The 20,590-nt window shown below is 60.8% G+C and carries 23 protein-coding genes, 1 pseudogene and 1 riboswitch; of the genes and pseudogenes, 12 read left to right on the top strand and 12 right to left on the bottom strand.

Features of this window, described 5'->3' with window-relative positions:
- Positions 1–139: 139 nt before the first annotated feature.
- Both D8U82_RS11205 and D8U82_RS11210 read right to left on the bottom strand, forming a co-directional pair.
- Positions 140–355: a TIGR02450 family Trp-rich protein gene (locus D8U82_RS11205; protein WP_076564097.1), complete on the bottom strand. Its 216-nt coding sequence runs from the start codon at positions 353–355 to the stop codon at positions 140–142.
- On the bottom strand, positions 352–1,338 hold the full coding sequence (locus tag D8U82_RS11210) for an NAD(P)/FAD-dependent oxidoreductase (protein ID WP_024014282.1): 987 nt from the start codon (positions 1,336–1,338) through the stop codon (positions 352–354). The genes D8U82_RS11205 and D8U82_RS11210 overlap by 4 nt, the downstream gene beginning before the upstream one ends.
- Positions 1,339–1,535: 197 nt before the next feature.
- On the opposite strand from D8U82_RS11210, the gene D8U82_RS11215 reads away from it, so the two are divergent.
- Positions 1,536–2,438, top strand: a complete 903-nt coding sequence (locus tag D8U82_RS11215) for a TIGR01777 family oxidoreductase (protein ID WP_130902212.1) — start codon at positions 1,536–1,538, stop codon at positions 2,436–2,438.
- A 13-nt stretch (positions 2,439–2,451) separates the two neighbouring features.
- Positions 2,452–3,477: a ferrochelatase gene (gene hemH, locus D8U82_RS11220; RefSeq protein ID WP_130902213.1), complete on the top strand. Its 1,026-nt coding sequence runs from the start codon at positions 2,452–2,454 to the stop codon at positions 3,475–3,477.
- A 114-nt stretch (positions 3,478–3,591) separates the two neighbouring features.
- Here hemH and D8U82_RS11225 read toward each other — a convergent pair whose 3' ends face one another.
- The gene (locus tag D8U82_RS11225) at positions 3,592–4,866 is read right to left on the bottom strand and encodes a uracil-xanthine permease family protein (protein ID WP_016773229.1); all 1,275 of its coding nucleotides are present in this window, start codon (positions 4,864–4,866) and stop codon (positions 3,592–3,594) included.
- Between the two features lie 2 nt (positions 4,867–4,868).
- The gene (gene upp / locus D8U82_RS11230; RefSeq protein ID WP_024014279.1) at positions 4,869–5,507 is read right to left on the bottom strand and encodes a uracil phosphoribosyltransferase; all 639 of its coding nucleotides are present in this window, start codon (positions 5,505–5,507) and stop codon (positions 4,869–4,871) included.
- Positions 5,508–5,671: 164 nt separating this feature from the next.
- On the opposite strand from upp, the gene D8U82_RS11235 reads away from it, so the two are divergent.
- From D8U82_RS11235 to D8U82_RS11250, 4 genes and pseudogenes are all read left to right on the top strand, one after another.
- On the top strand, positions 5,672–6,229 hold the full coding sequence (locus tag D8U82_RS11235; RefSeq protein ID WP_016773231.1) for a hypoxanthine-guanine phosphoribosyltransferase: 558 nt from the start codon (positions 5,672–5,674) through the stop codon (positions 6,227–6,229).
- A gap of 9 nt (positions 6,230–6,238) precedes the next feature.
- A pseudogene (locus tag D8U82_RS28445) lies at positions 6,239–6,337 on the top strand (metal ABC transporter ATP-binding protein); the annotation flags it as partial.
- Positions 6,338–6,408: 71 nt separating this feature from the next.
- A complete protein-coding gene (locus D8U82_RS11245) occupies positions 6,409–6,888 on the top strand; it encodes a hypothetical protein (RefSeq protein ID WP_016773232.1) in 480 nt (159 codons plus the stop codon).
- Between the two features lie 63 nt (positions 6,889–6,951).
- On the top strand, positions 6,952–7,239 hold the full coding sequence (locus D8U82_RS11250) for a PA4642 family protein (protein ID WP_123444169.1): 288 nt from the start codon (positions 6,952–6,954) through the stop codon (positions 7,237–7,239).
- A 105-nt stretch (positions 7,240–7,344) separates the two neighbouring features.
- Here D8U82_RS11250 and mqo read toward each other — a convergent pair whose 3' ends face one another.
- The gene (gene mqo, locus D8U82_RS11255; protein WP_024014277.1) at positions 7,345–8,853 is read right to left on the bottom strand and encodes a malate dehydrogenase (quinone); all 1,509 of its coding nucleotides are present in this window, start codon (positions 8,851–8,853) and stop codon (positions 7,345–7,347) included.
- A 704-nt stretch (positions 8,854–9,557) separates the two neighbouring features.
- Positions 9,558–9,791 carry a hypothetical protein gene (locus D8U82_RS11260; protein ID WP_016773235.1) on the bottom strand — a complete coding sequence of 78 codons (234 nt, stop codon included), beginning with the start codon at positions 9,789–9,791 and terminating at the stop codon, positions 9,558–9,560.
- A 205-nt stretch (positions 9,792–9,996) separates the two neighbouring features.
- Here D8U82_RS11260 and D8U82_RS11265 point away from each other — a divergent pair, with 205 nt between their 5' ends.
- The gene (locus D8U82_RS11265; RefSeq protein ID WP_024014276.1) at positions 9,997–10,581 is read left to right on the top strand and encodes a YajG family lipoprotein; all 585 of its coding nucleotides are present in this window, start codon (positions 9,997–9,999) and stop codon (positions 10,579–10,581) included.
- Between the two features lie 349 nt (positions 10,582–10,930).
- Here the strand turns inward: D8U82_RS11265 and D8U82_RS11270 are convergent, their stop codons facing one another.
- Positions 10,931–11,137, bottom strand: a complete 207-nt coding sequence (locus D8U82_RS11270; RefSeq protein ID WP_008083982.1) for a hypothetical protein — start codon at positions 11,135–11,137, stop codon at positions 10,931–10,933.
- A gap of 193 nt (positions 11,138–11,330) precedes the next feature.
- On the opposite strand from D8U82_RS11270, the gene D8U82_RS11275 reads away from it, so the two are divergent.
- Positions 11,331–11,609, top strand: a complete 279-nt coding sequence (locus D8U82_RS11275) for a hypothetical protein (protein WP_064362140.1) — start codon at positions 11,331–11,333, stop codon at positions 11,607–11,609.
- Between the two features lie 131 nt (positions 11,610–11,740).
- On the opposite strand, the gene D8U82_RS11280 is transcribed toward D8U82_RS11275, so the two are convergent.
- On the bottom strand, positions 11,741–12,904 hold the full coding sequence (locus D8U82_RS11280; protein WP_177434129.1) for a 1-acyl-sn-glycerol-3-phosphate acyltransferase: 1,164 nt from the start codon (positions 12,902–12,904) through the stop codon (positions 11,741–11,743).
- A 141-nt stretch (positions 12,905–13,045) separates the two neighbouring features.
- Between D8U82_RS11280 and D8U82_RS11285 the strand changes: the two genes are divergently transcribed.
- From D8U82_RS11285 to D8U82_RS11295, 3 genes are read left to right on the top strand one after another with little or no spacing between them, the layout of a single operon-like run.
- Complete coding sequence (locus D8U82_RS11285) at positions 13,046–13,228, top strand: CPXCG motif-containing cysteine-rich protein (RefSeq protein ID WP_016773238.1); 183 nt, start codon at positions 13,046–13,048, stop codon at positions 13,226–13,228.
- Positions 13,229–13,237: 9 nt separating this feature from the next.
- Positions 13,238–13,498: a DUF2007 domain-containing protein gene (locus D8U82_RS11290; RefSeq protein WP_024014272.1), complete on the top strand. Its 261-nt coding sequence runs from the start codon at positions 13,238–13,240 to the stop codon at positions 13,496–13,498.
- Between the two features lie 35 nt (positions 13,499–13,533).
- The gene (locus D8U82_RS11295) at positions 13,534–14,157 is read left to right on the top strand and encodes an SOS response-associated peptidase (RefSeq protein ID WP_024014271.1); all 624 of its coding nucleotides are present in this window, start codon (positions 13,534–13,536) and stop codon (positions 14,155–14,157) included.
- 207 nt (positions 14,158–14,364) lie between these two features.
- Here D8U82_RS11295 and D8U82_RS11300 read toward each other — a convergent pair whose 3' ends face one another.
- A complete protein-coding gene (locus D8U82_RS11300; protein ID WP_130902214.1) occupies positions 14,365–16,506 on the bottom strand; it encodes a methyl-accepting chemotaxis protein in 2,142 nt (713 codons plus the stop codon).
- Between the two features lie 250 nt (positions 16,507–16,756).
- Between D8U82_RS11300 and D8U82_RS11305 the strand changes: the two genes are divergently transcribed.
- Positions 16,757–17,575: a M48 family metallopeptidase gene (locus D8U82_RS11305; RefSeq protein WP_016773242.1), complete on the top strand. Its 819-nt coding sequence runs from the start codon at positions 16,757–16,759 to the stop codon at positions 17,573–17,575.
- 157 nt (positions 17,576–17,732) lie between these two features.
- On the opposite strand, the gene D8U82_RS11310 is transcribed toward D8U82_RS11305, so the two are convergent.
- The 3 genes from D8U82_RS11310 to D8U82_RS11320 form a co-directional block, all read right to left on the bottom strand.
- A complete protein-coding gene (locus D8U82_RS11310) occupies positions 17,733–18,317 on the bottom strand; it encodes a TMEM165/GDT1 family protein (RefSeq protein WP_130902215.1) in 585 nt (194 codons plus the stop codon).
- Between the two features lie 89 nt (positions 18,318–18,406).
- Positions 18,407–18,529, bottom strand: a riboswitch (yybP-ykoY riboswitch).
- Positions 18,530–18,569: 40 nt separating this feature from the next.
- Positions 18,570–19,568, bottom strand: a complete 999-nt coding sequence (locus D8U82_RS11315; protein ID WP_130902216.1) for a class I SAM-dependent methyltransferase — start codon at positions 19,566–19,568, stop codon at positions 18,570–18,572.
- A 32-nt stretch (positions 19,569–19,600) separates the two neighbouring features.
- Positions 19,601–20,566, bottom strand: coding sequence for a 2-hydroxyacid dehydrogenase (locus tag D8U82_RS11320; protein ID WP_130902217.1), 966 nt, complete (start codon positions 20,564–20,566; stop codon positions 19,601–19,603).
- Positions 20,567–20,590 lie beyond the last annotated feature (24 nt).

Below are 20,590 nucleotides of genomic sequence, written 5' to 3' on the forward strand. Positions count from 1 at the left end.
CAAGTCAAATGATTTGTATAAGATTTTTGTGCGGCGTTGATCTGTGGGAGCGAGCCTGCTCGCGAAAGCAGTGGGGCAGTCGACGAATTCGAATCTGATACAGCGCTTTCGCGAGCAGGCTCGCCACCGCAAGGGAAATCTATTTCCAGCCGAGTAACCAGTGCTCGCTGTCTTTCAGCACCTGCCAATCGAGTCGCTCGCTACGCTGGGTCAGCACCGCCTGCAATTCAACTTCCAGCACCGTACCTTCCTCGTCGCGGATCAGTTCGGTGACCAGAAAATGTTTTTCGCGATTTTGCGGATGGGCTGCTGTCCACTTCGACAGCAGCAATTTGCGCGGATTGATGCGATTCATTGCAGGTGTTCGTGCAAGCGACGTGCAGCCTCCTGACCACTGAGCCAGGCGCCTTCAACGCGGCCCGACAGGCACCAGTCGCCACAGGCGTACAGGCCCAGATCGACATCAGCCAGTGTGGTCCATTCATGGCCGGTAGCGGGGCGGGCGTAGAGCCAGCGGTGGGCGAGGCTGAAGGTCGGCGCAGGCATGGCGCTGTGCAGCAGTTCGGCGAACGCACCGTGCAGATGCTCGATCACGGCTTCCTTGGAGAGGTCGATGTGTTGCCGGCTCCAGGCGCTGGTTGCATGCAGCACCCACGTGTCGAGAGTGCTGTCGCGCCCGGGTTTGCTGCGGTTGCGCGCCAGCCAGTCGAGTGGGCTGTCCTGTACGAAGCAGCCTTCGATCGGCGTATCGAGTGGGGTTTCGAAGGCAAGGGCGACCGCCCAGGTCGGTTCCATTTTCACCCCGGCCGCGACGCCGGCAAGTTTCGGTGCGGCGGCCAGCAACGCGGTGGCTTGCGGTGCCGGTGTGGCGATCACCACATGGCTGAAGGGGCCGTGGGTGCAGCCATCGGCGTCCTGCAGATGCCAGTGTTCTTCACCGCGATAGACCTCGGTGATGCGGCAGGCAAACTGCACGTCCAGGCCATCGAGCAGGCCGCGCGTGATGGCGCTCATGCGCGGCGTGCCGACCCAGCGGGTCTGCTCGTCCGGCGACATGTTCAGTTGGCCGCCCTGGAAGGTGTACAGCTGCGGCGCCCACTCGGCGGCCCAGCCCTGGCTCTGCCAGCGCTGCACTTCGGTGACGAAGCGCCGGTCACGCGCGGTGAAGTATTGAGCGCCCAAGTCCAGCGAGCCGGCGTCGCTGCGCTTGCTCGACATGCGCCCGCCGCTGCCGCGGCTTTTATCGAACAGTTGAACGGTATGCCCGGTCTCTGTCAGAGCCTGAGCGGCGGAGAGCCCGGCGATGCCGGTGCCGATGATTGCGATAGGTACAGTCATAGGGGCCTCGTTTACCTTTCTGTACAGACTACGCCGTCGATCAAACCTGTACAATTCTGTTTTTTGGTATAACTTCTAGCGTTCTCGTTCTGACAGCTTGGCCTATTGTTAAACCATAGAGCCTGCCCGATCGAAAAGATCCCTGCCTATAAAAATAGACTAGTGATCCGGGTTAAACGCCACGCGAGGAAGATGTCATGCACATATTGCTGACCGGCGGTACTGGTTTGATCGGACGTCAGCTCTGCCGGCACTGGCTGGAGCAGGGCCATCGGCTGACGGTGTGGAGTCGCCGCGCGGAAAAAGTCGCGCAGATCTGCGGCGCGCAAGTGCGCGGAATTTCGCGTCTGGAGGACCTCGGCGAAGAGCCGCTGGATGCGATCGTCAATCTCGCCGGTGCGCCGATTGCCGACCGCCCCTGGACCCATCGCCGTAAGGCGTTGCTGTGGAGCAGCCGCATCACCCTGACGGAAACGCTGCTGGCGTGGCTGGAAACTCGCGCGCAGAAACCGGCGCTGCTGATTTCCGGCTCGGCGATCGGCTGGTACGGCGACGGTGGCGAACGCGAGTTGACTGAAGAATCACCGCCCGGCATCGACGACTTCGCCAGTCAGTTGTGTATCGCTTGGGAAGAGACCGCGCTGCGTGCCGAGAACCTCGGCATCCGCGTGGTGCTGGTGCGAACCGGTCTGGTGCTGTCGGCCGAGGGCGGCTTTTTGTCGCGGCTGTTGCTGCCGTTCAAACTCGGGCTGGGCGGGCCTTTGGGCAATGGTCGACAGTGGATGCCGTGGATTCACATCGAAGATCAAATCGCCCTGATTGATTTTCTTCTGCACCGGAATAAGGCCAGCGGTCCTTATAATGCCTGCGCGCCGAAACCTGTGCGCAACCGCGAATTTGCCAAGACCCTGGGCAGTGTATTGCACCGCCCGGCGTTCATGCCGATGCCGACCCTGGCGCTGAAAGTCATGCTCGGCGAGCTGTCACTGTTATTGCTCGGCGGCCAGCGTGCGACGCCGGCACGCCTGGTGGAAGCGGGGTTCAGCTTCCGCTTTACGGATTTACGCGCGGCTCTGGATGATCTCTCCAGCCGCCTCTGAAATAGGACGTTGCATGACCGATCACGCTTTGCTTCTGGTCAACCTGGGCTCTCCGGCCTCCACCTCGGTGGCCGATGTGCGCAGCTACCTCAATCAATTTCTGATGGACCCCTACGTGATCGACCTGCCATGGCCGCTGCGGCGGTTGCTGGTGTCGCTGATCCTGATCAAGCGTCCCGAACAATCGGCACACGCCTATGCCTCGATCTGGTGGGAAGAGGGCTCGCCGCTGGTGGTGCTCAGCCGCCGCTTGCAGGAGCAGATGACCCGGACGTGGAAACACGGCCCGGTGGATCTGGCGATGCGTTATGGCGAGCCGTCGATCGAAACCTGTCTGCTGCGTCTGGTCAAAGCGGGACATAAGAAGATCACGCTGGCGCCGCTGTACCCGCAGTTCGCCGACAGCACCACGACCACGGTGATCGAAGAAGCCCGGCGCGTACTGCGCGAGAAGAAGCTCGATGTGCAGTTGTCGATCCTGCAACCGTTCTACGATCAGCCGGAATACATCGAAGCACTGGCCGCCAGTGCGCGTCCGCATCTGCAGCAGAATTACGATCATCTGCTGCTGAGCTTTCACGGCTTGCCGGAGCGGCATCTGAGCAAGCTCGATCCGACGGGCAACCACTGCCTCAAAGGCGCCGATTGCTGCCAGACCGCCTCGCCGGCGGTATTGGCAACCTGTTATCGCGCGCAGTGTTTCCGCACCGCCGCCGCCTTCGCCAAAAGCATGGGCCTGCCGGACGGCAAATGGTCGGTGTCGTTTCAGTCGCGCCTGGGCCGGGCGAAATGGATCGAGCCGTATACCGAAGCGCGGCTGGATGAACTGGCCAAAAGCGGGGTGAAAAAGATTCTGGTGATGTGCCCGGCGTTCGTTGCCGATTGCATCGAGACGCTGGAAGAGATCGGCGATCGCGGCAAGGAACAGTTCCGCGAAGCGGGGGGCGAGGAGTTGCTGCTGGTGCCGTGCCTGAACGACGACCCGCAATGGGCCAAGGCGCTGGCCACGCTCTGCGAACGAGCGCCGCTGGCCCTCTGAGCAAGCCCGCTCACACAGTGATCGTTCCCACGCTCTGCGTGGGAATGCAGCCCGTGACGCTCCGCGTCACTTGAGGCATCCCCACGCGGAGCGTGGGAACGATCATTGCGGGGGTTAAATCAGTGGCTCATCCGCCTTCTTCTGCTTCCAGCCATCATTGCCCGGCAGGATCAGGTTCAGCGCAATCGCCACCACCGCGCACAGCGCGATGCCTTTGAGGCCGAAGTCATCCGGACCGGTGCCGGTGCCGACCAGCACGCCGCCGATACCGAACACCAGCGTCACCGAAACAATCACCAGGTTGCGCGCTTCGCCCAGGTCGATCTTGTGGCGGATCAGGGTATTCATGCCCACCGCTGCGATCGATCCGAACAACAGGCACAGAATCCCGCCCATTACCGGTACCGGAATGCTCTGCAGCAGCGCGCCGAACTTGCCGATGAACGCCAGGGTGATGGCGAAGATCGCCGCCCAGGTCATGATTTTCGGGTTGTAGTTCTTGGTCAGCATCACCGCGCCGGTCACTTCGGCGTAAGTGGTGTTGGGCGGGCCGCCGAACAGGCCGGCGGCGGTGGTGGCGATGCCGTCACCGAGCAGGGTGCGATGCAGGCCCGGCTTTTTCAGGTAATCGCGACCGGTCACGCTACCCACGGCAATCACGCCGCCGATGTGTTCGATCGCCGGGGCCAGCGCCACTGGAACGATGAACAGAATCGCCTGCCAGTTGAACTCGGGCGCGGTGAAGTGCGGCAGGGCGAACCATGGCGCTGCAGCAATTTTCGCTGTGTCGACCACGCCGAAATAGAACGACATGGCAAAACCCACCAGCACCCCGGAAATGATCGGCACCAGACGGAAGATGCCTTTGCCGAAGACCGCCACGATCAGCGTGGTCAGCAGCGCCGGCATGGAAATCATCATCGCCGTCTGATAGTGGATCAGTTCAGTGCCGTCACCGGCCTTGCCCATCGCCATGTTCGCGGCAATCGGCGCCATGGCTAGGCCGATGGAGATGATCACCGGACCAATCACCACCGGTGGCAGCAAACGGTCAATGAAACCGGTGCCTTTGATCTTCACGGCGAGGCCGAGGAAGGTGTAGACGAAACCGGCCGCCATCACCCCGCCCATGGTCGCGGCAAGACCGAACTGGCCCTTGGCGAGAATGATCGGCGTGATGAAAGCGAAGCTCGACGCGAGGAACACCGGCACCTGTCGCCCGGTGACGATCTGGAACAGGATCGTCCCCAGACCCGCGGTGAACAGTGCCACGTTCGGGTCCAGGCCGGTGATCAGCGGCATCAGCACCAGGGCGCCGAAGGCCACGAACAGCATCTGCGCGCCGGACAGCACCGTGCGCCAGAGCGGATCGTTGAACTCTTGCTGCATGGTTACGCGTCCTTCTGCTTGGTGCCGAAGATCTTGTCACCAGCATCGCCAAGCCCAGGAATGATGTAGCCGTGCTCGTTCAAACGTTCATCGATGGACGCGGTGTAGATGGTCACGTCCGGGTGCGCCTGTTCGACAGCAGCAATGCCTTCCGGTGCGGCCACTAGGACCATGGCGCGGATGTCGCGGCAACCGGCCTTTTTCAGCAGGTCGATGGTGGCAACCATGGAGCTGCCGGTGGCGAGCATCGGGTCGATGATCATCGCCAGGCGCTCGTCGATTTCCGGTACCAGTTTTTCCAGATAGGTGTGCGCTTGCAGGGTTTCTTCGTTGCGGGCAACGCCCACAGCGGAGACCTTGGCGCCCGGGATCAGGCTCAGCACGCCTTCGAGCATGCCGATACCGGCACGCAGGATCGGCACGACGGTGATCTTCTTGCCGGCGATCTTCTCCACCGACACGGTGCCGCACCAGCCGGCAATGTCGTAGGATTCGAGCGGCAGATCTTTTGTAGCTTCATAGGTCAACAGGGCGCCGACTTCCTGAGCGAGCTCGCGGAAATTCTTGGTGCTGATGTCAGCGCGGCGCATCAGGCCGAGTTTATGACGGATCAGCGGATGGCGGATCTCGAGGATGGGCATGGGAAAGGCTCCGGCGGCGGGCAAAAAAACCGGCCTAGATTAATCTATCCGAGGGTGATGTCCTATAGGACATTCTGTACGTTAGTCCATAAGAGCTTGATTCGACCTCGCGGGATGCGTACCTTTGCCCGCTTTTCCAATTCCGCCAACCCCTGGAGAGCGCCATGTCCGCTGATCTCGAGCATATCCGTCAAATCATGCGAGAGGCTGACTGCCTGTACACCGAGTCTGAAGTCGAGGCGGCCATCGCCCGCGTCGGTGCACAAATCAACGAACAACTGGCTGACAGCAATCCGGTGGTGTTCTGCGTGATGAACGGCGGCCTGATCTTCTCCGGCAAACTGCTGACGCATCTGCAATTCCCGCTGGAAGCGTCCTACCTGCACGCGACCCGTTATCGCAACGAAACCAGCGGCGGCGACCTGTTCTGGAAAGCCAAGCCGGAAGTCTCGTTCATCGACCGCGACGTGCTGATCATCGACGACATTCTCGACGAAGGTCACACCCTGGGCGCGATCATCGACTTCTGCAAACACGCCGGCGCGCGCAAAGTGCACACCGCCGTGCTGATCGACAAGGATCACGACCGCAAGGCACGTCCTGACCTGAAAGCCGATTTCGTCGGCCTGCCATGCATCGACCGCTACATCTTCGGTTATGGCATGGACTACAAAGGCTACTGGCGCAACGCCAACGGGATTTACGCCGTTAAAGGCATGTAAGAACCTGCATTGCCCCCTGTGGGAGCGAGCCTGCTCGCGAAGGCGTCGTGTCAGTCAGCATCATTGAAAACTGACACACCGCTTTCGCGAGCAGGCTCGCTCCCACAGTTGTTTTTGTGTGTGCTGATCCATCCGCGTTACCCATGCTAGAGTGCTCGGCCCCGCCTCCGGAGCCTGTCATGCGCCTCTTGATCTGCAGTCTCGCCGCCCTGTTGCTGTCTCTCAGCCTGCCGCTGTCCGCCGCGCCGATGCACAGCCAGTTCCTGCCGCCGGACGATCTGACCCTGCGCGACGCTGAACCCGAGCAACAGCAACTGCTGCAGGTCAGCGAGTATTCGGTGGTGGTCGGTGCGCAGCGCCAGTCCAATCAGCAGCCGATTCCGGTCACCTCATCCTTGTTGATCCGCCTCAAAGGCAAATCGCTGAACAAGGGCGCGAGCATTTCTCAGGTGCTGGTGAGTTTCGACGGCGAGAGCAAAAGCCTGAAAAAGCCGGCCTACGATGACAAAAGCAAAACCCTGACGCTGTTCTATCCGCTCGCTCAGTACCGCGTGGTGATGGATCTGCTGCGCAACGACACGGTGTATGTACAGTTCCTCAGTTATGCCAATGGCCATATCTGGGCCGATTTGCACACCGGGGCGATTCGTCCGCGTTGAGCCGGGCGGTCGGGCAGGGGTAAACTGCCCGCCCCGTGTCATGTCTGCGAGCTGGAGTCGGCAATGCGTAAAGATAAGAAACAAGTGATTGGTGACGAGATCGGCGATGAGCAGATCAAGCTGTTCCTCGATTTTGAGCCGGTCGACGCCACTTCGCCGTCGCTGCACAAACTGATCAAGGCCTACCGCGGTTTGCGCATCGATGACTTCGAGCGCTTTCTGGGCTTCTTTGTTGCGGCGGGTTATGACGTCGATGGCGAGGATGAGCAGGGCAACACTTTCGTCAAATTGATCAAGGATCATCGCAACGCTGGCGACTACATCGAATTGATCAAGAAGGCTCGCACCTGAGGCCACCTCACTACAAAGGTTTGTAAGCCAGGATTATTGGTTCTTGCCTGGCCATAAAAAACGCCCCGCACTCAAGGAGTACGGGGCGTTTTTTATGCCGCAAGATCAAGCGAAGCTTGGTGTCTCGCTGCTTTCTTCAACCAGTTCCAGGGCGATGTTGTTCTGCGTGTTGATCTTGCGATACAGCGCAGCATCGGTTTCCAGAACCTTTTCACGGGCCGGGAAGATCTCCGCCAGTTTGCTTGCCCACTCGCCGGACGCCTTGGCCGGGAAGCATTTTTCGATCAGTTCGAGCATGATCGAAACGGTCACCGACGCACCTGGCGAAGCGCCGAGCAGGGCAGCGAGGGAGCCGTCTTTCGCGGCGACCAGTTCGGTACCGAACTGCAGGATGCCGCCCTTTTTCGGATCCTTCTTGATGATCTGCACCCGTTGGCCGGCCACTTCCAGGCGCCAGTCTTCGGCTTTCGCCTGCGGGTAGAAACGGCGCAGGGATTCCAGACGCTGTTCCATCGACTGCATCACTTCGCTGACCAGGTACTTGGTCAGGTCCATGTTGTTTTTCGCCACCGCCAGCATCGGCCCGATGTTGCCAGCGCGCACCGACATCGGCAGGTCCATGAAGGAGCCATGCTTGAGGAACTTGGTGGTGAAACCGGCGTATGGCCCGAACAGCAGGGATTTCTTGCCGTCGACGACGCGAGTGTCGAGGTGCGGCACCGACATCGGCGGCGAACCCACGGCCGCCTGGCTGTAGACCTTTGCCTGGTGGTGCTTGACCACTTCCGGGTTGTCGCAACGCAGCCACTGGCCGCTGATCGGGAAGCCACCGAAGCCTTTGCTTTCTTCGATGCCCGAAGCCTGGAGCAACGGCAGGGCCGCGCCACCGGCACCGAGGAAGACAAACTTTGCGTCGACTTCGCGGGTGTTGCCGTTGTTGACGTCCTTGATGCTGACGGTCCAGCCGGCGCCGTTACGCTTGAGGCCGGTCACGCGCTTGCAGTATTTGACCTGGGTGTCCGGAGCACTGCTCAGGTGCTTGAGCAACTGATTGGTCAGGGCGCCGAAGTTGACGTCGGTGCCGTTCATTACGCGGGTGGCGGCGAGGACTTCGTCGGGCGAGCGGCCCGGCATCATCAGCGGCATCCACTCGGCCATCTTGCCCTTGTCTTCGGTGTACTCCATGTCGGCAAACGCGTGGTGTTTGCTCAACACGTTGAAGCGCTCCTTGAGGAACGACACACCGCTTTCGCCCTGAACGAAACTCAGGTGCGGTACCGGGCTGATGAAGGATTTGCACGAGCCGAACGTGCCTTTTTTGGTCAGGTACGACCAGAACTGCTTCGACACCTCGAACTGGGTGTTGATGTGCACGGCTTTCTTGATGTCGACGCTGCCATCGGCAGCCTGCGGAGTGTAGTTCAGCTCGCACAGGCCGGCGTGACCGGTACCGGCGTTGTTCCACGGATTGGAACTCTCGGCGGCGCCGGAATCCATCAGCTCGACGACTTCCAGCTTGATCGCGGGGTCGAGCTCTTTGAGCAGTACGGCCAGGGTGGCACTCATGATGCCGGCCCCTACCAGAACTACGTCGACTGCTTCGTTATGCGCCATTTAACGCGTCTCCCAAATCTGCAGCACCAAATTGTCGGCATGGCTGCCAGGCGTTCCAGGGCAGGTCAGTGGGCCCGGGCTATCCGTGGTCAGGTGGGCCATGTCCGAATCTTCGCAATTTTTCGCAACTTCGACGGATGCGTGCGGCCTGGTTTCAAGCGTTCCATGAACGCATTTTGACGCAGGGCTGGCAATTCGACTTATGGTCGAGTCATCCGTTTTCGTGCAACCAAATCCGTAGCGGACAGGCTTCAGGCTCCGATGTTCGAGGTATACCCGGTCCTGTGTCGTTGGGCTGTTTCAGACGCTAATGGTGCATGTTCAGACGCAAAACTATTCATTTGCTCGCCACACTCTTGTGAAGTTGTGAAAACCCGTTTTTTTCACGCTCTTTTGAAGACGTGAACCTCAAAAAAGGGCTGCCTTGGCCTGGCACCTGCCCGCTAGGGCAAAACAACGCGGTGGCCGAGCGAATGACAGCTCTGCAGATTCGCGAAAAGCGGGTTTTTGCCGGAAGAACAGGCAAGCGCGCCAACTTCACTCGATCTGTGTGGGCGGCTCTCTGTGGGCGATTTTGATGTCGATGCATGCGCATTGACGCTGTTGCGGGGCCCGATCAGGAGACGTCCTTATAATCGGGGGGAGATTGTAGCGAAGAAATGCGCGCAGTTGCTCGTGTTTAATGACTTTTATTAGGCATCCGGTCAGATGCTCAACTGCACCTGACCCCGTGCGCGCATTTGTCGCGGTACGACTCGGGCGCTGGCGGGCAGCGGCTGGTTCAACCAGGTCAGGCGGATTTCTTCGATTTCCACCCAGCCATCGCCCATCGGTTGCAGGCTGCACTGCTTGAAAGCCTGGCAACGGCCGTTGCGGTCGAGCAGGGCGAAGCTGCGATGCAGTGGGCGAGGGGCGAACAGCGAGATCAGATAACGCATGGCAGAGTTCCTTGAAGGAGGACTGCTTTGAAGCTTGTCGGCAAGCCATGACGCCAGAGTGTATGGACGGTGAAGAATGTGTGACAGGAACCGCTTTCGGCGGGGTTTGTCTGACATTGCAGTATTCACTGTGCGGCGCTGGTTACGCGCAGTGGCCCACCGCTATACTGCCGGCCTGTTTGTGCCTGATTCTGGAGAGAAGAGCATGTTGCAACGCCTGTTGTTCGGTTTGATCACTGTCGCCGGTTTGACCCTCGCCGGCTGCGCCCACAGCCCGCAACAACTGAATCCGGAGCCGAAGCTGACCACGCAACTGCCAGCGGTCGGTCGCGGCCAGCCTGTCATCGTGCGTGTGGTCGACGGTCGTCCTTCGCCGACCCTCGGCACCCGTGGCGGTCTGTACCCGGAAACCAGCGCCATCACCGTACAGCGCGAGCAGATCCTGCCCAAGCTGCAGGCCCAGGCCGAAGCCGCCGTACGCCTGCTCGGCTTCACCCCGACCACCAACGCACCCAACGCGCCGCAGCTGACCGTGACCCTGGCCGAGCTGAAATACCAGTCGCCAAAAGAAGGCATGTACGTGACCGAAGCCACCATCGGCGCGACCTTCCGCTCCGACGTGCAGAACGCCAACCGCCGTTACAGCGGCCGTTACGGTGCGTCGCTGGACCAGCGCTTCGGCATGGCGCCGAATCAGGAAACCAACACCAAACTGGTCAGCGATGTATTGAGCGATGCGCTGACGCGTCTGTTCAAGGACCCGACCGTGGGTCAGGTGCTCGCTGAGTAAGTTTGCAGCGAATGTGAAAAAGCCCGGGGCCAGTGATGGTTCCGGGCTTTTTTGTGGATCTGAGATTTGTGTCGTATGGGAAATCGATTCCCCTCACCCCAGCCCTCTCCCGAGGGAGAGGGAGCCGATCGCGTGTGCTTCAAAACCTGAGTTCGGCGCGGTATCTCAAGTCGGCGTATCTACCGCAAACACCTCGTTCAGTCCCCTCTCCCCAAGGAGAGGGAGCCGATCGCGTGTGCTTCAAAACCTGAATTCGGCGCGGTATCTCATGTCGGCGTATCTACCGCAAACACCTCGGTCAGTCCCCTCTCCCTCTGGGAGAGGGCTAGGGTGAGGGTGCTTTTGACGTTCAGGCAGCCTGGGAATAGAAATCAAGCACGCTCACGCCAGTCAGCAAATCGGTCTCGGGCAAGTCCGCATGCTGATGCCCGCCCAGCGCGCAATACACCAGCCAGTGCCGGTCCTGCACGTTGAAGGCGAGGCTGCCGACCAGGCTTTGCTGCTCGTCGTAAGGAGTGATGAGGTACAGGCGATCCTGGTTTTCCGCGTGCAGCATGTCGCATTCCATTCGGGTTTCGAGGCGCGCAGGGTGAAGCATCCACGTGACGATGCCATGACACAGGACAGCCATCGGTCGATTGTCAGGTTATTTGTCGCAAAGGCTGGGGCAGGGTGGGCCGGTTTGGGTAGAATCCGCGCCGCGGTCGTCGGTCTGGCGTCTGCCACACCGGTTAAGTTCGAGGTCTGTGATGTCGCTGCACTTGATGACGCTGTTTACCGCCCATCCCGCCAAGTTGATCAACCTGCTGGCCTTGCTGCTGGCCTTTCCAGGCAGTTGGCTGCTGCACGCGACCCGCCGACGAGAGCAACGCGCCCAGGCCAGTCTGGCGGCACAGCGCCAGGCGCAGCCCAATGCCGAGCCGATGCTCGATTGGGCGACGTTGCGCATGAACCGGTTTTTCTATCGTTTTGGTTTTGCTTGCCTCGGTCTGGCGCTGCTGGTGTCCTGGATCAGCACGCGCTTCTGAAGCAGTAGCAAACCTGTGGCGAGGGGATTTATCCCCGTTGGAGTGCGCAGCGCTCCCAAGTTTTTACCTGAGAAAAACAGGGCCTGCTGCGCAGTCCAGCGGGGATAAATCCCCTCGCCACAGCTGTTGCTTTACAGCGGCAATCCAGCCTTGACCCGATACTGGTTGCGCACCGGCGTCGCATATTGCAGCACCAGGTACGGCCGATGCTCAGCGGGGCAGGCGTCCAGTCGGCTCTGCCATTCATCCTGCGCCTTGGCCAGTTCGTCAGCCGGGAACACCTCGGCCGCTTTCGGCACGTTCAGTTGCGAATCGGCATCCGCCCACTGCGCGTACGCCAGGTAATGCACCGGGAACAACCGGTAGCCGCCGAGAATCTGCTTGTCCATTTCGATCGCCAATTGCTTGGTGTCTTCAAACACCTCGGTGATCGGCGCGGCAAAGTTCACGTGGACCCGGCCCTTGTAGCCGGTGATGCCCTTGGCGATGCTCACGTCATCCTCGCCCGGCGCCTTGGCGTAGGTGCCGGTGGTGGCGCGGATGTATAGCTCGCGGGCCTTGGCCTGATCGCACGGGTCGTACTCATAGCTGATCGACACCGGCGTCACGTTGAGCGAGCGGATCACTTCGCCGAACGGCTCGTCCTTGCGGCTCATGTGAAACATCTTGAGGATCGCCGACTCGGTACGGTCGTCGCCGTCCTTCGCCCGACCTTCAGCCTGAGCAATCCAGATCGACGCGCAATCGTTGCGGATCGAGTGGTTGATGTACGCCGACAGCAATTGATAAGCCGCCATCTTCTCGCGGCGGCCGGTGATCGAACGGTGGACGATGAAGCTCTTGTTCAAGCGCATCAGGTCGCTGACAAACGGCTTTTGCAGCAGGTTGTCGCCAATCGCGATGCGCGGCGTCGGCAGGCCGGCGTGGTACACGGCGTAGTTGACGAAGGCCGGGTCCATGACGATATCGCGGTGGTTGGCGATGAACAGGTAGGCGCTGCCGGACTTGAATTGCTCGACACCGGTATACGTCACGCCGTCGGTGGCGCGCTCGATGGTGTGGTCGACGTAGAACTCGACTTTGTCCTGTAAGGTAGCCACGGAATTCACGTCGGCAAACTCACGACGCAGCCGATGGGCTATAAGAGGTTTGAGCATCCAGCCGAAGGCACCGGCAAAACGCGGGAAGCGGAAGTGGGTGAGGATATCTAGAAACGCCTTGTCGCCGAGCAGTCTTGCCAGTACCGCAGGTACTTCGCTGTCGTCGTAAGGTCGGATGGCATCGAATTCGCCCATCATGCTCTCTTGTTGGAAACGGCTAGGGTAAGTAAAGGGTTTGATCGAAAACCCGCGGGGCACGGTCTGAAAAGTAGCCAGACAAAAATAGCCCTGCAAACAGACCGGCGATTATACGCACAAGTCACTGGGGAGACCGCGATGCTGGAAAATGCACTGTATGAATGTCCGTATTGCGGTGAGGAAGTCGAGACCACTCTGGATTTGTCCGCTGGAGATCAGACGTATATCGAAGACTGCCAGGTGTGCTGTCGTCCGATCACCTTTGTCCTGCAGGTACATGAAGAAGAGTGGCATCTGGAAGTCTTCAGCGAAAACGAGTGAGGGCCGCGTATGCAGCGCATCTACGAACCGGCGAACCTGATGGAGGGCGAAATGCTCAAGGGCATGCTTGCCAGTGAGGGGATCGAGGCGCATCTGATCGGCCGTGATCTGGTGGGCGGTGCGGGTGAATTGCCGATCTTCGGCCTGCTCTGGCTGTCGGTGGATAACGATCAAGCCGAATACGCCCGCGAGCTGATCACCGCGTACAATGCCGCGCTGCCGTTGCCCGGCGACGAACCGGAAAGCTTTCCCGGCACGCTGGTCTGTTAGGCTGGCCTTCGTTTTATTCAGAGTCGTGTTGCCCCATGTGTGGACGTTATGCCCTGTTTCGCTGGAACCGCGAGTTCGCGGCCCTGCCAGGTTTTCCCGCCGATCAGCAGGCGCAGTGGAACATTTCCCCGAATGATTCGGTGTTGATGCTGCGTGCCGAAGAAGATGGCCAGCGCACGTTGGCCCGTGCGCGCTGGGGCCTGACGCCGCCGTGGCTGACCGATCTGTCGAAAACCCCTGCACACGCCCGCGCTGAAACTGTCGCAGAACAGCCGATGTTTCGTGAGGCCTTGCGCTTGCGTCGCTGCCTGCTGCCGGCCAACGGCTTCTACGAATGGCGCGGCACCCAGCGCAAGCGGCCTTACTGGTTGACGCCGGGGGAGGGCTCTTCGTTGTTTTTCGCCGCGATCTGGGAAGCGTATCCGGTGCAGGAGCAGGTCTGGCTGAGCACGGCGGTGATCACTCAGTCGGCGGCGAGTCAGCGCCGGCCGTTGATTCTTGATGAAGCGGGGCAGGCGGCCTGGCTTGATCCTGAAACGCCGCTGCATGTGTTGCAGGGTTTGCTCGCCAGCGAACCGGCGGCGCTGCGCGAGCGAGTGTTGGCGAATCTGGTGAATGATCCGAAGTTGAACGGGCCGGAGTGTTTGACCCCGGCTTGATTTGCGTGGATCAAAAGCCCCTCACCCCAGCCCTCTCCCGGAGGGAGAGGGAGCCGAATGGGGGATGCTTCAGAGGTACACCGACCTGAACGATCTGTTGTGAATCCATAATCGACTGTTTTTTTCCAGGTCGATGTAGAGCGCAAGACATCGCGGTCGGTCCCCTCTCCCTCCGGGAGAGAGCTAGGGTGAGGGGCTCTTGATCTTTCAGACCTTGAACTGATTGATCAACCGCCGCTGCTGTTCCGCCAGTTTGGTCAACCCGGCGCTCGCCGAACTCGACTCATCCGCACCGCCGGCCACTTCATTCGCCACCTGACCGATGTTGATCACATTGCGGTTGATGTCGTCGGCCACTGCGCTTTGCTCTTCTGCCGCACTGGCGATCTGCGTGTTCATGTCGTTGATCACCGACACGGCCTGAGTAATGGTCTCCAGCGCTTCGGCCGCTTTCGCCGCGTGCTGCACGCTTTCGTCGGTGCGGTTCTGGCTGTCTTCCATGACGCGCACCACATCGCGGGTGCCCTGTTGCAACTGCTGGATCATGCTCTGGATTTCTTCGGTGGCCTTCTGGGTTTTCTGCGCCAGATTGCGCACCTCATCCGCGACCACGGCAAAACCGCGACCCTGCTCGCCGGCCCGGGCGGCCTCGATTGCCGCGTTCAGTGCCAGCAGATTGGTCTGTTCAGCGATGCCGCGAATGGCGGTGAGGATGGCGTTGATGTTTTCGCTGTCCTTGGCCAGCGTCTGCACCACCTCGACAGCCTTGCCGATTTCCACCGCCAGTACGCCAATCGAATTCGAGGTGTCGCGCACGATCTGCATGCCCTGGCTGGCGGCCTGGTCGGCGTGGCTTGCCGCTTGTGCGGCCTGGGTGGCGTTGCGCGCCACGTCCTGGGCGGTGGCGGTCATTTCCTGCACCGCAGTCGCCACCTGATCGATTTCGGCCATTTGTTTCTGCACGCCGATGTTGGTGCGAATGGCGATGTCGGCGGTGTGTTCCGAGGAATCGCTGACGCTCTGCACCGAGGTCACCACTTGCGTAATCATCGCCTGCAATTTGGCGAGGAAGGTGTTGAAGCCTTTGGCAATCGAGCCCAGTTCATCGCTGCGGTCGCTGCTCAGACGCCGGGTCAGATCGCCTTCGCCCTGAGCGATGTCATCGAGCATGGCGACCATTTGCTTGAGTGGCCGCGCAATGCCGTGGCCCACCAGCCAGATCACCAGCAGGCCGATGCCGGCGATGATCAGGCCGACCATGGCCATGCCGAAGGTGTCGGATTTGCGCTGGGCATCAAGGTCGGTCTGGAGGTTTTGCAGATCGGCCATGACCGCGTTGAGCGGCAATTGCAGCATCAGCGTCCAGCGTGCGTCGGTCTGGCCGATGCCGAACGGCAGGTACAGCTCGATGCGGCCCTTGGCCTGATTCACCGAATAGGTGACCTCGTCGCGCTTGAGATTGGCGAGATTGCTGGCCTGTTCGGCGTCGAGGATGTCGCTGACTTTTTCACCGAATTTGCTCGAGTCCTTGGTGTAGGCAACGATCCGCCCGTTGCCGCCGACTAGGGCCATTTCACCGGCGCCGCTGTAAAGCTTCTGGTTGGCGGCGAGCAGCATGTCCTGAATGAAGTTCACCGAGAGGTCGGCGCCGACGATGCCCTGGAACGCGCCGTTGACCATGATCGGTTCGATGAACGAGGCGAGCATGACGATCTTGTCACCGACCTTGTACGGTGCCGGGTCGATCACGCAGGGTTTCTTTGTCTCTTTCGAGCACAGGTAATACTCGCTGGCGCGTATGCCGGTGGACAAGGTTTTCTGGTCGTCGACATCGGCCAGTTTGTCCACGCCCAGGCTGCCGTCGGTATTGCGGAACCACCACGGCAAAAAGCGCCCGGTGGCGGGGTCGATACCGACCACGGCGCTGCCGATGTAGGCCGCGTCATTGTGGTCCAGTGCGTTTTTTTCCCAGCCGATGTAGGTGCCGAGAATCTTCGGGTTCTTTTCGACGTTTTCCTTGATCAGGCTGATCAGTTGCTCGCGGCTGACGCTCAGGCGCGGCTGGCCATCGGCGGCGGTCGTGCCGAGCAGGGCGTTGACCCGTACCAGACCGCCGGCAATCAGCAGCGGCGCTTCCAGTTCGCGCTGGATCTGGCTGACCTGGGTCTGCGCCAGCGAGGTCAGGCGCTGTTCGATGACTTGCTCGAACTGCGCCTGGGTGCGCTGTTGCACCATTTCTTGAGTGCGAGCGCCGGAGAATAGCGCGTACAGCACCAGCGCCGCGACCACGCTGAGAACGATGGCGCCGGCCAGAGCGGCGACGGAAAACTGGATCGACTTGAACTTCATGGGAGCTCCGCACGCAAGAGGACAAACTGCGAGGGATTTATCGGCGGGGTGGGCGCGGCCATGAGAGACGCTGGTCGGAATCGCCGCGCGATGTCGCTGATGGATCGGTGCACGGCGGATTCAATGCGCTTGAGGAATTTCCACGAGGTCTTGCGGCCATAGGTGAATGTACGCGCAATGCGTCCGTTGTGTCTGGCGCCGATACAATTAGCCGCCTAGGATACGCCTCAGGTTTTCAGGGAGCTTTTGAATGAACAAGACATTAGTAGTAAGTGCTTTGAGCGCAGCGCTGTTGCTGGCCGGTTGTCAGTCGGTCAACACCACCAGCGGCGGTGCCGTGGGCGTGGAGCGCAAGCAGTACATGTTCAGCATGCTGTCCTCGCAAGAGGTCGATCAGATGTACGCGCAGTCGTATCAGAAGACTGTCGGCGAGGCGTCGAGCAAAGGTGTGCTGGACAAGACCAGCCCTGAAGCCAAGCGCGTGCAGACCATCGCCAACCGCTTGATCGCCCAGGCGCCAACCTTCCGCCCGGACGCGGCGCAGTGGCAATGGGAAGTCAATCTGATCAAGAGCGATGAGCTCAACGCCAACTGCGGTCCCGGCGGCAAGATCATCTTCTACACCGGGCTGATCGACAGCCTGAAACTCACCGACGATGAAATCGCTGCGGTCATGGGCCATGAAATCGCCCACGCCCTGCGCGAGCACGGTCGTGAAGCGATGTCCAAGGCGTACGGTATGGAGATGGCCAAGCAGGGCGCCGGTGCCTTGTTCGGTCTGGGCCAGGACAGCCTGGCGCTGGCCGACACCGTGGCCAACTACGGCATGACCTTGCCCAACAGCCGCGCCAACGAAAACGAAGCCGACCTGATCGGCCTGGAACTGGCCGCCCGCGCCGGCTACAACCCGAACGCGGCAATCACCCTGTGGGACAAGATGAGCAAGGCTTCCGAAGGCGCGCCACCGGAATTCATGAGCACTCACCCGGCATCGAGCAGCCGCATTGCTGCGTTGCAGGCAGCGATTCCGAAGGTGATGCCGCTGTACGAAAAAGCCCCGAAGTCCTGAGCCAATGATCGTTCCCACGCTCTGCGTGGGAATGCAGCCCGGGACGCTCTGCGTCCCATTGGAACGCGGAGCGTCCCTTGAGGCATTCCCACGCAGAGCGTGGGAACGATCCTTCAAATCCCCTCACCACAGGTTTTGGGTAGTTCAGTAGACGGGGTTAAACCCAGCCGCTGCTCTGCATCGCTTTATAAACCGCAACAATCGCCAGAATCATGAACGCCGAAGCCGCGAGGCGGCGGATCAGGGTCAGCGGCAGTTTCTCTGCGGCAAAGTTACCCGCCAGGACCACCGGCACGTTGGCAATCAGCATGCCCACGGTGGTGCCGATAATCACCAGCCACAGTTCCGGATATTGCGCGGCGAGCATCACCGTGGCGATCTGCGTCTTGTCGCCGATTTCCGCGAGGAAGAACGCGATCAGCGTGGTCAGGAACGGCCCGAACTTGCGCGCCGTGCTGGCTTCGTCGTCATCCATTTTGTCCGGGACCAGGGTCCACAGTGCCGTGGCGGCGAAGCTGGCGGCGAGGATCCAGTGCAGGACGGCGTCGGAGAAGAAACTGCCGACCCAGGCACCTACCGCACCGGCTGCTGCGTGGTTGGCCAAAGTCGCGGCGACAATCCCGGCAATGATCGGCCAGGGTTTGCGAAAGCGAGCGGCGAGAATCAGCGCGAGCAGTTGCGTCTTGTCGCCGATTTCGGCCAAGGCAACGATAGCGGTGGGAATGAGTAGCGAGTCCAGCATCAGGGATTTCCTAAGGGGCGGGTCGACACGGCTATGACACGTACAGCCTTCCCGCCCCGGGTAAGGTGTGCGTGTCATAGGTCTTGTCAAACCCTGCGATCCGTCTGGTGCGGACGCTTGGGTCGCATACGCCATGATCTGAGGATCAAGTATGTTGACGTATGCCGGACGAGCATGGCGCTCGTGGGAGACTACTCCCCTAGGACGGAGCGGATTCTGCCTAGGCAAATCCGATTGGGCAAGAACAAATTTTCAGCCGCGCTTGGCCCGGTAGATCCGGAAACCATTGCCTTCAGCCTTGATTGCACACACGCCCAGATGCTCCTCGATCAACGGCTGATACTTGAGGAAGCTGTTCGCCACAAGGCGCAGTTCGCCACCGTTTTTCAGATGTTTCGCCGCTTTTCGCAGCAGGTTCTCCGTAGCGAAATAATCGGTGTGCACGCCGACATGGAATGGCGGATTGCTCAGAATCGCGCTCAAACCCATCGGCGCGGCGTCGATGCCGTCGCCGGTCAGCACTTCGGCTTCCAGGCCATTGGCTGCCAGGGTCAGACGACTGCTGGCGGCGGCGAACGCGTCGACATCCAGCAACGTCACCTGATTGTGCGGATAGCGACGTTTCACCGCAGCCCCGAGCACGCCGGCGCCGCAACCGAAATCGAGCAGATGGCCGCTCGGCAGTTTGTCCAGATGCTCCAGCAGCAGGGCGCTGCCGCGATCCAGGCGCCCATGGCTGAACACGCCCGGCAAGCTGATGACTTTCAACGGCCCTTCGGCCAGCGGCAGTTCGTAGGTCTGCGCCAGGCTTTCCAGCGGTTTCGCTTCAGGCGCATTGGCCACGGTGACTTGCCAGAGCTGGCAGTGCCGGGCGCTGTCGAGTTTGCGTGGCTTGCCGAACGGATTGAGCTGCTTGGATGCGCCTTCGATGCCGCTGCGTTTTTCCCCGACCAGAAACACCTCACGCCCCGCCAGACGCGACGCCACGGCGTTGAGGATGTAATCGGTGAGGTCCTTGGACTTGGGCAGGAACACCACAGCGCTGTCGAAATCGCGCTCCGGGACATTCACGCCGAACTGGCTGCGGCCCTCGAAACGCGCGTCCAGTGCGGCTTGGTCGCCAGCGTGCCAGCACCAGCCGAACGCATTCGGCAGACACCCGAGCAAATCATCGGCGGGCAGGCCGGCCAACAGCAGCGAACCCTGGAATAACTCGGCCTGACGAAGCAGTACTTCACTGCGCGGATCCATAACTGCTCCTTGAAAAAAAGTGCCGCAGTTTATCAACTGACGACCCGCAGCGCCTCACCGCTGAAGAACGCCTGGGCATTTTCGCTCAGTTGCCCGACGATACGCTGGCGTGCCTCGCGGCTGCCCCAGGCGTTGTGCGGGGTGACGATCAGGCGCGGGATATCGGCGGCGAGTAGCGGATTGCCCTGGGTCGGTGGCTCGACACTCAACACATCTGTCGCCGCACCGCCGAGATGGCCGCTACGCAAAGCGTCGGCCAGCGCTTGCTCGTCGATCAGGCCGCCACGAGCGGTATTGACCACAAATGCGCCGGGCTTCATCGCGGCCAGTTCGCCGGCACCGATGAAGTTCCGGGTGTGCTCGTTGAGCGGGCAGTGCAGGGTCAGGGCGTCGATCTGCGGCAGCAGTTCTTCCAGCGGCAGGCGATCCGGCCGAGCCGGGCGCCCCGGAATCTGCCCGAGCAACACGCGCATGCCAAACGCTTCGGCCAGTCGCGCCACGGCGCCACCGAGTTCGCCATGGCCGAGCAGGCCGAGGGTTTTGCCTTGCAGTTCGACGATCGGGTAGTCGAGCAGACAGAACTGTTTCGCCTGTTGCCAGCGGCCTGCGCCCACAGCCTTTTGATAGTCGGCCAGGCGCGTGGCGAGGTTGAGCAACAGCATGATCGTGTGTTGCGCCACCGACGGCGTGCCGTAAGCCTGGCAATTGCACACGGTGATGCCGTGGGCGCGGGCGGCAGTGAGGTCGACATTGTTGGTGCCGGTGGCGTTGATCAGGATCAGTTTCAGTTGCGGGTTGGCAGCCATTGCAGCGGCGTCGATCACGACTTTGTTGGTGATTGCCACACTGGCGCCGTGCAGGCGTTCGCTGACCTGTTCCGGCAGAGTCTGCGCGAACAGCTGCAAGTCGCTGAAGCATTCGCGCAACGGACCGAGGTCCAGATCGCCGAGGTCCAGCGAAGGGTGATCAAGGAATACCGCGCGGCGCGTGTTCGTCATCAACTGTACCTTTTGTGCTGTGAG

This window comes from Pseudomonas sp. Sample_23, assembly GCF_004307595.1.
GTDB lineage: Bacteria > Pseudomonadota > Gammaproteobacteria > Pseudomonadales > Pseudomonadaceae > Aquipseudomonas > Aquipseudomonas atacamensis.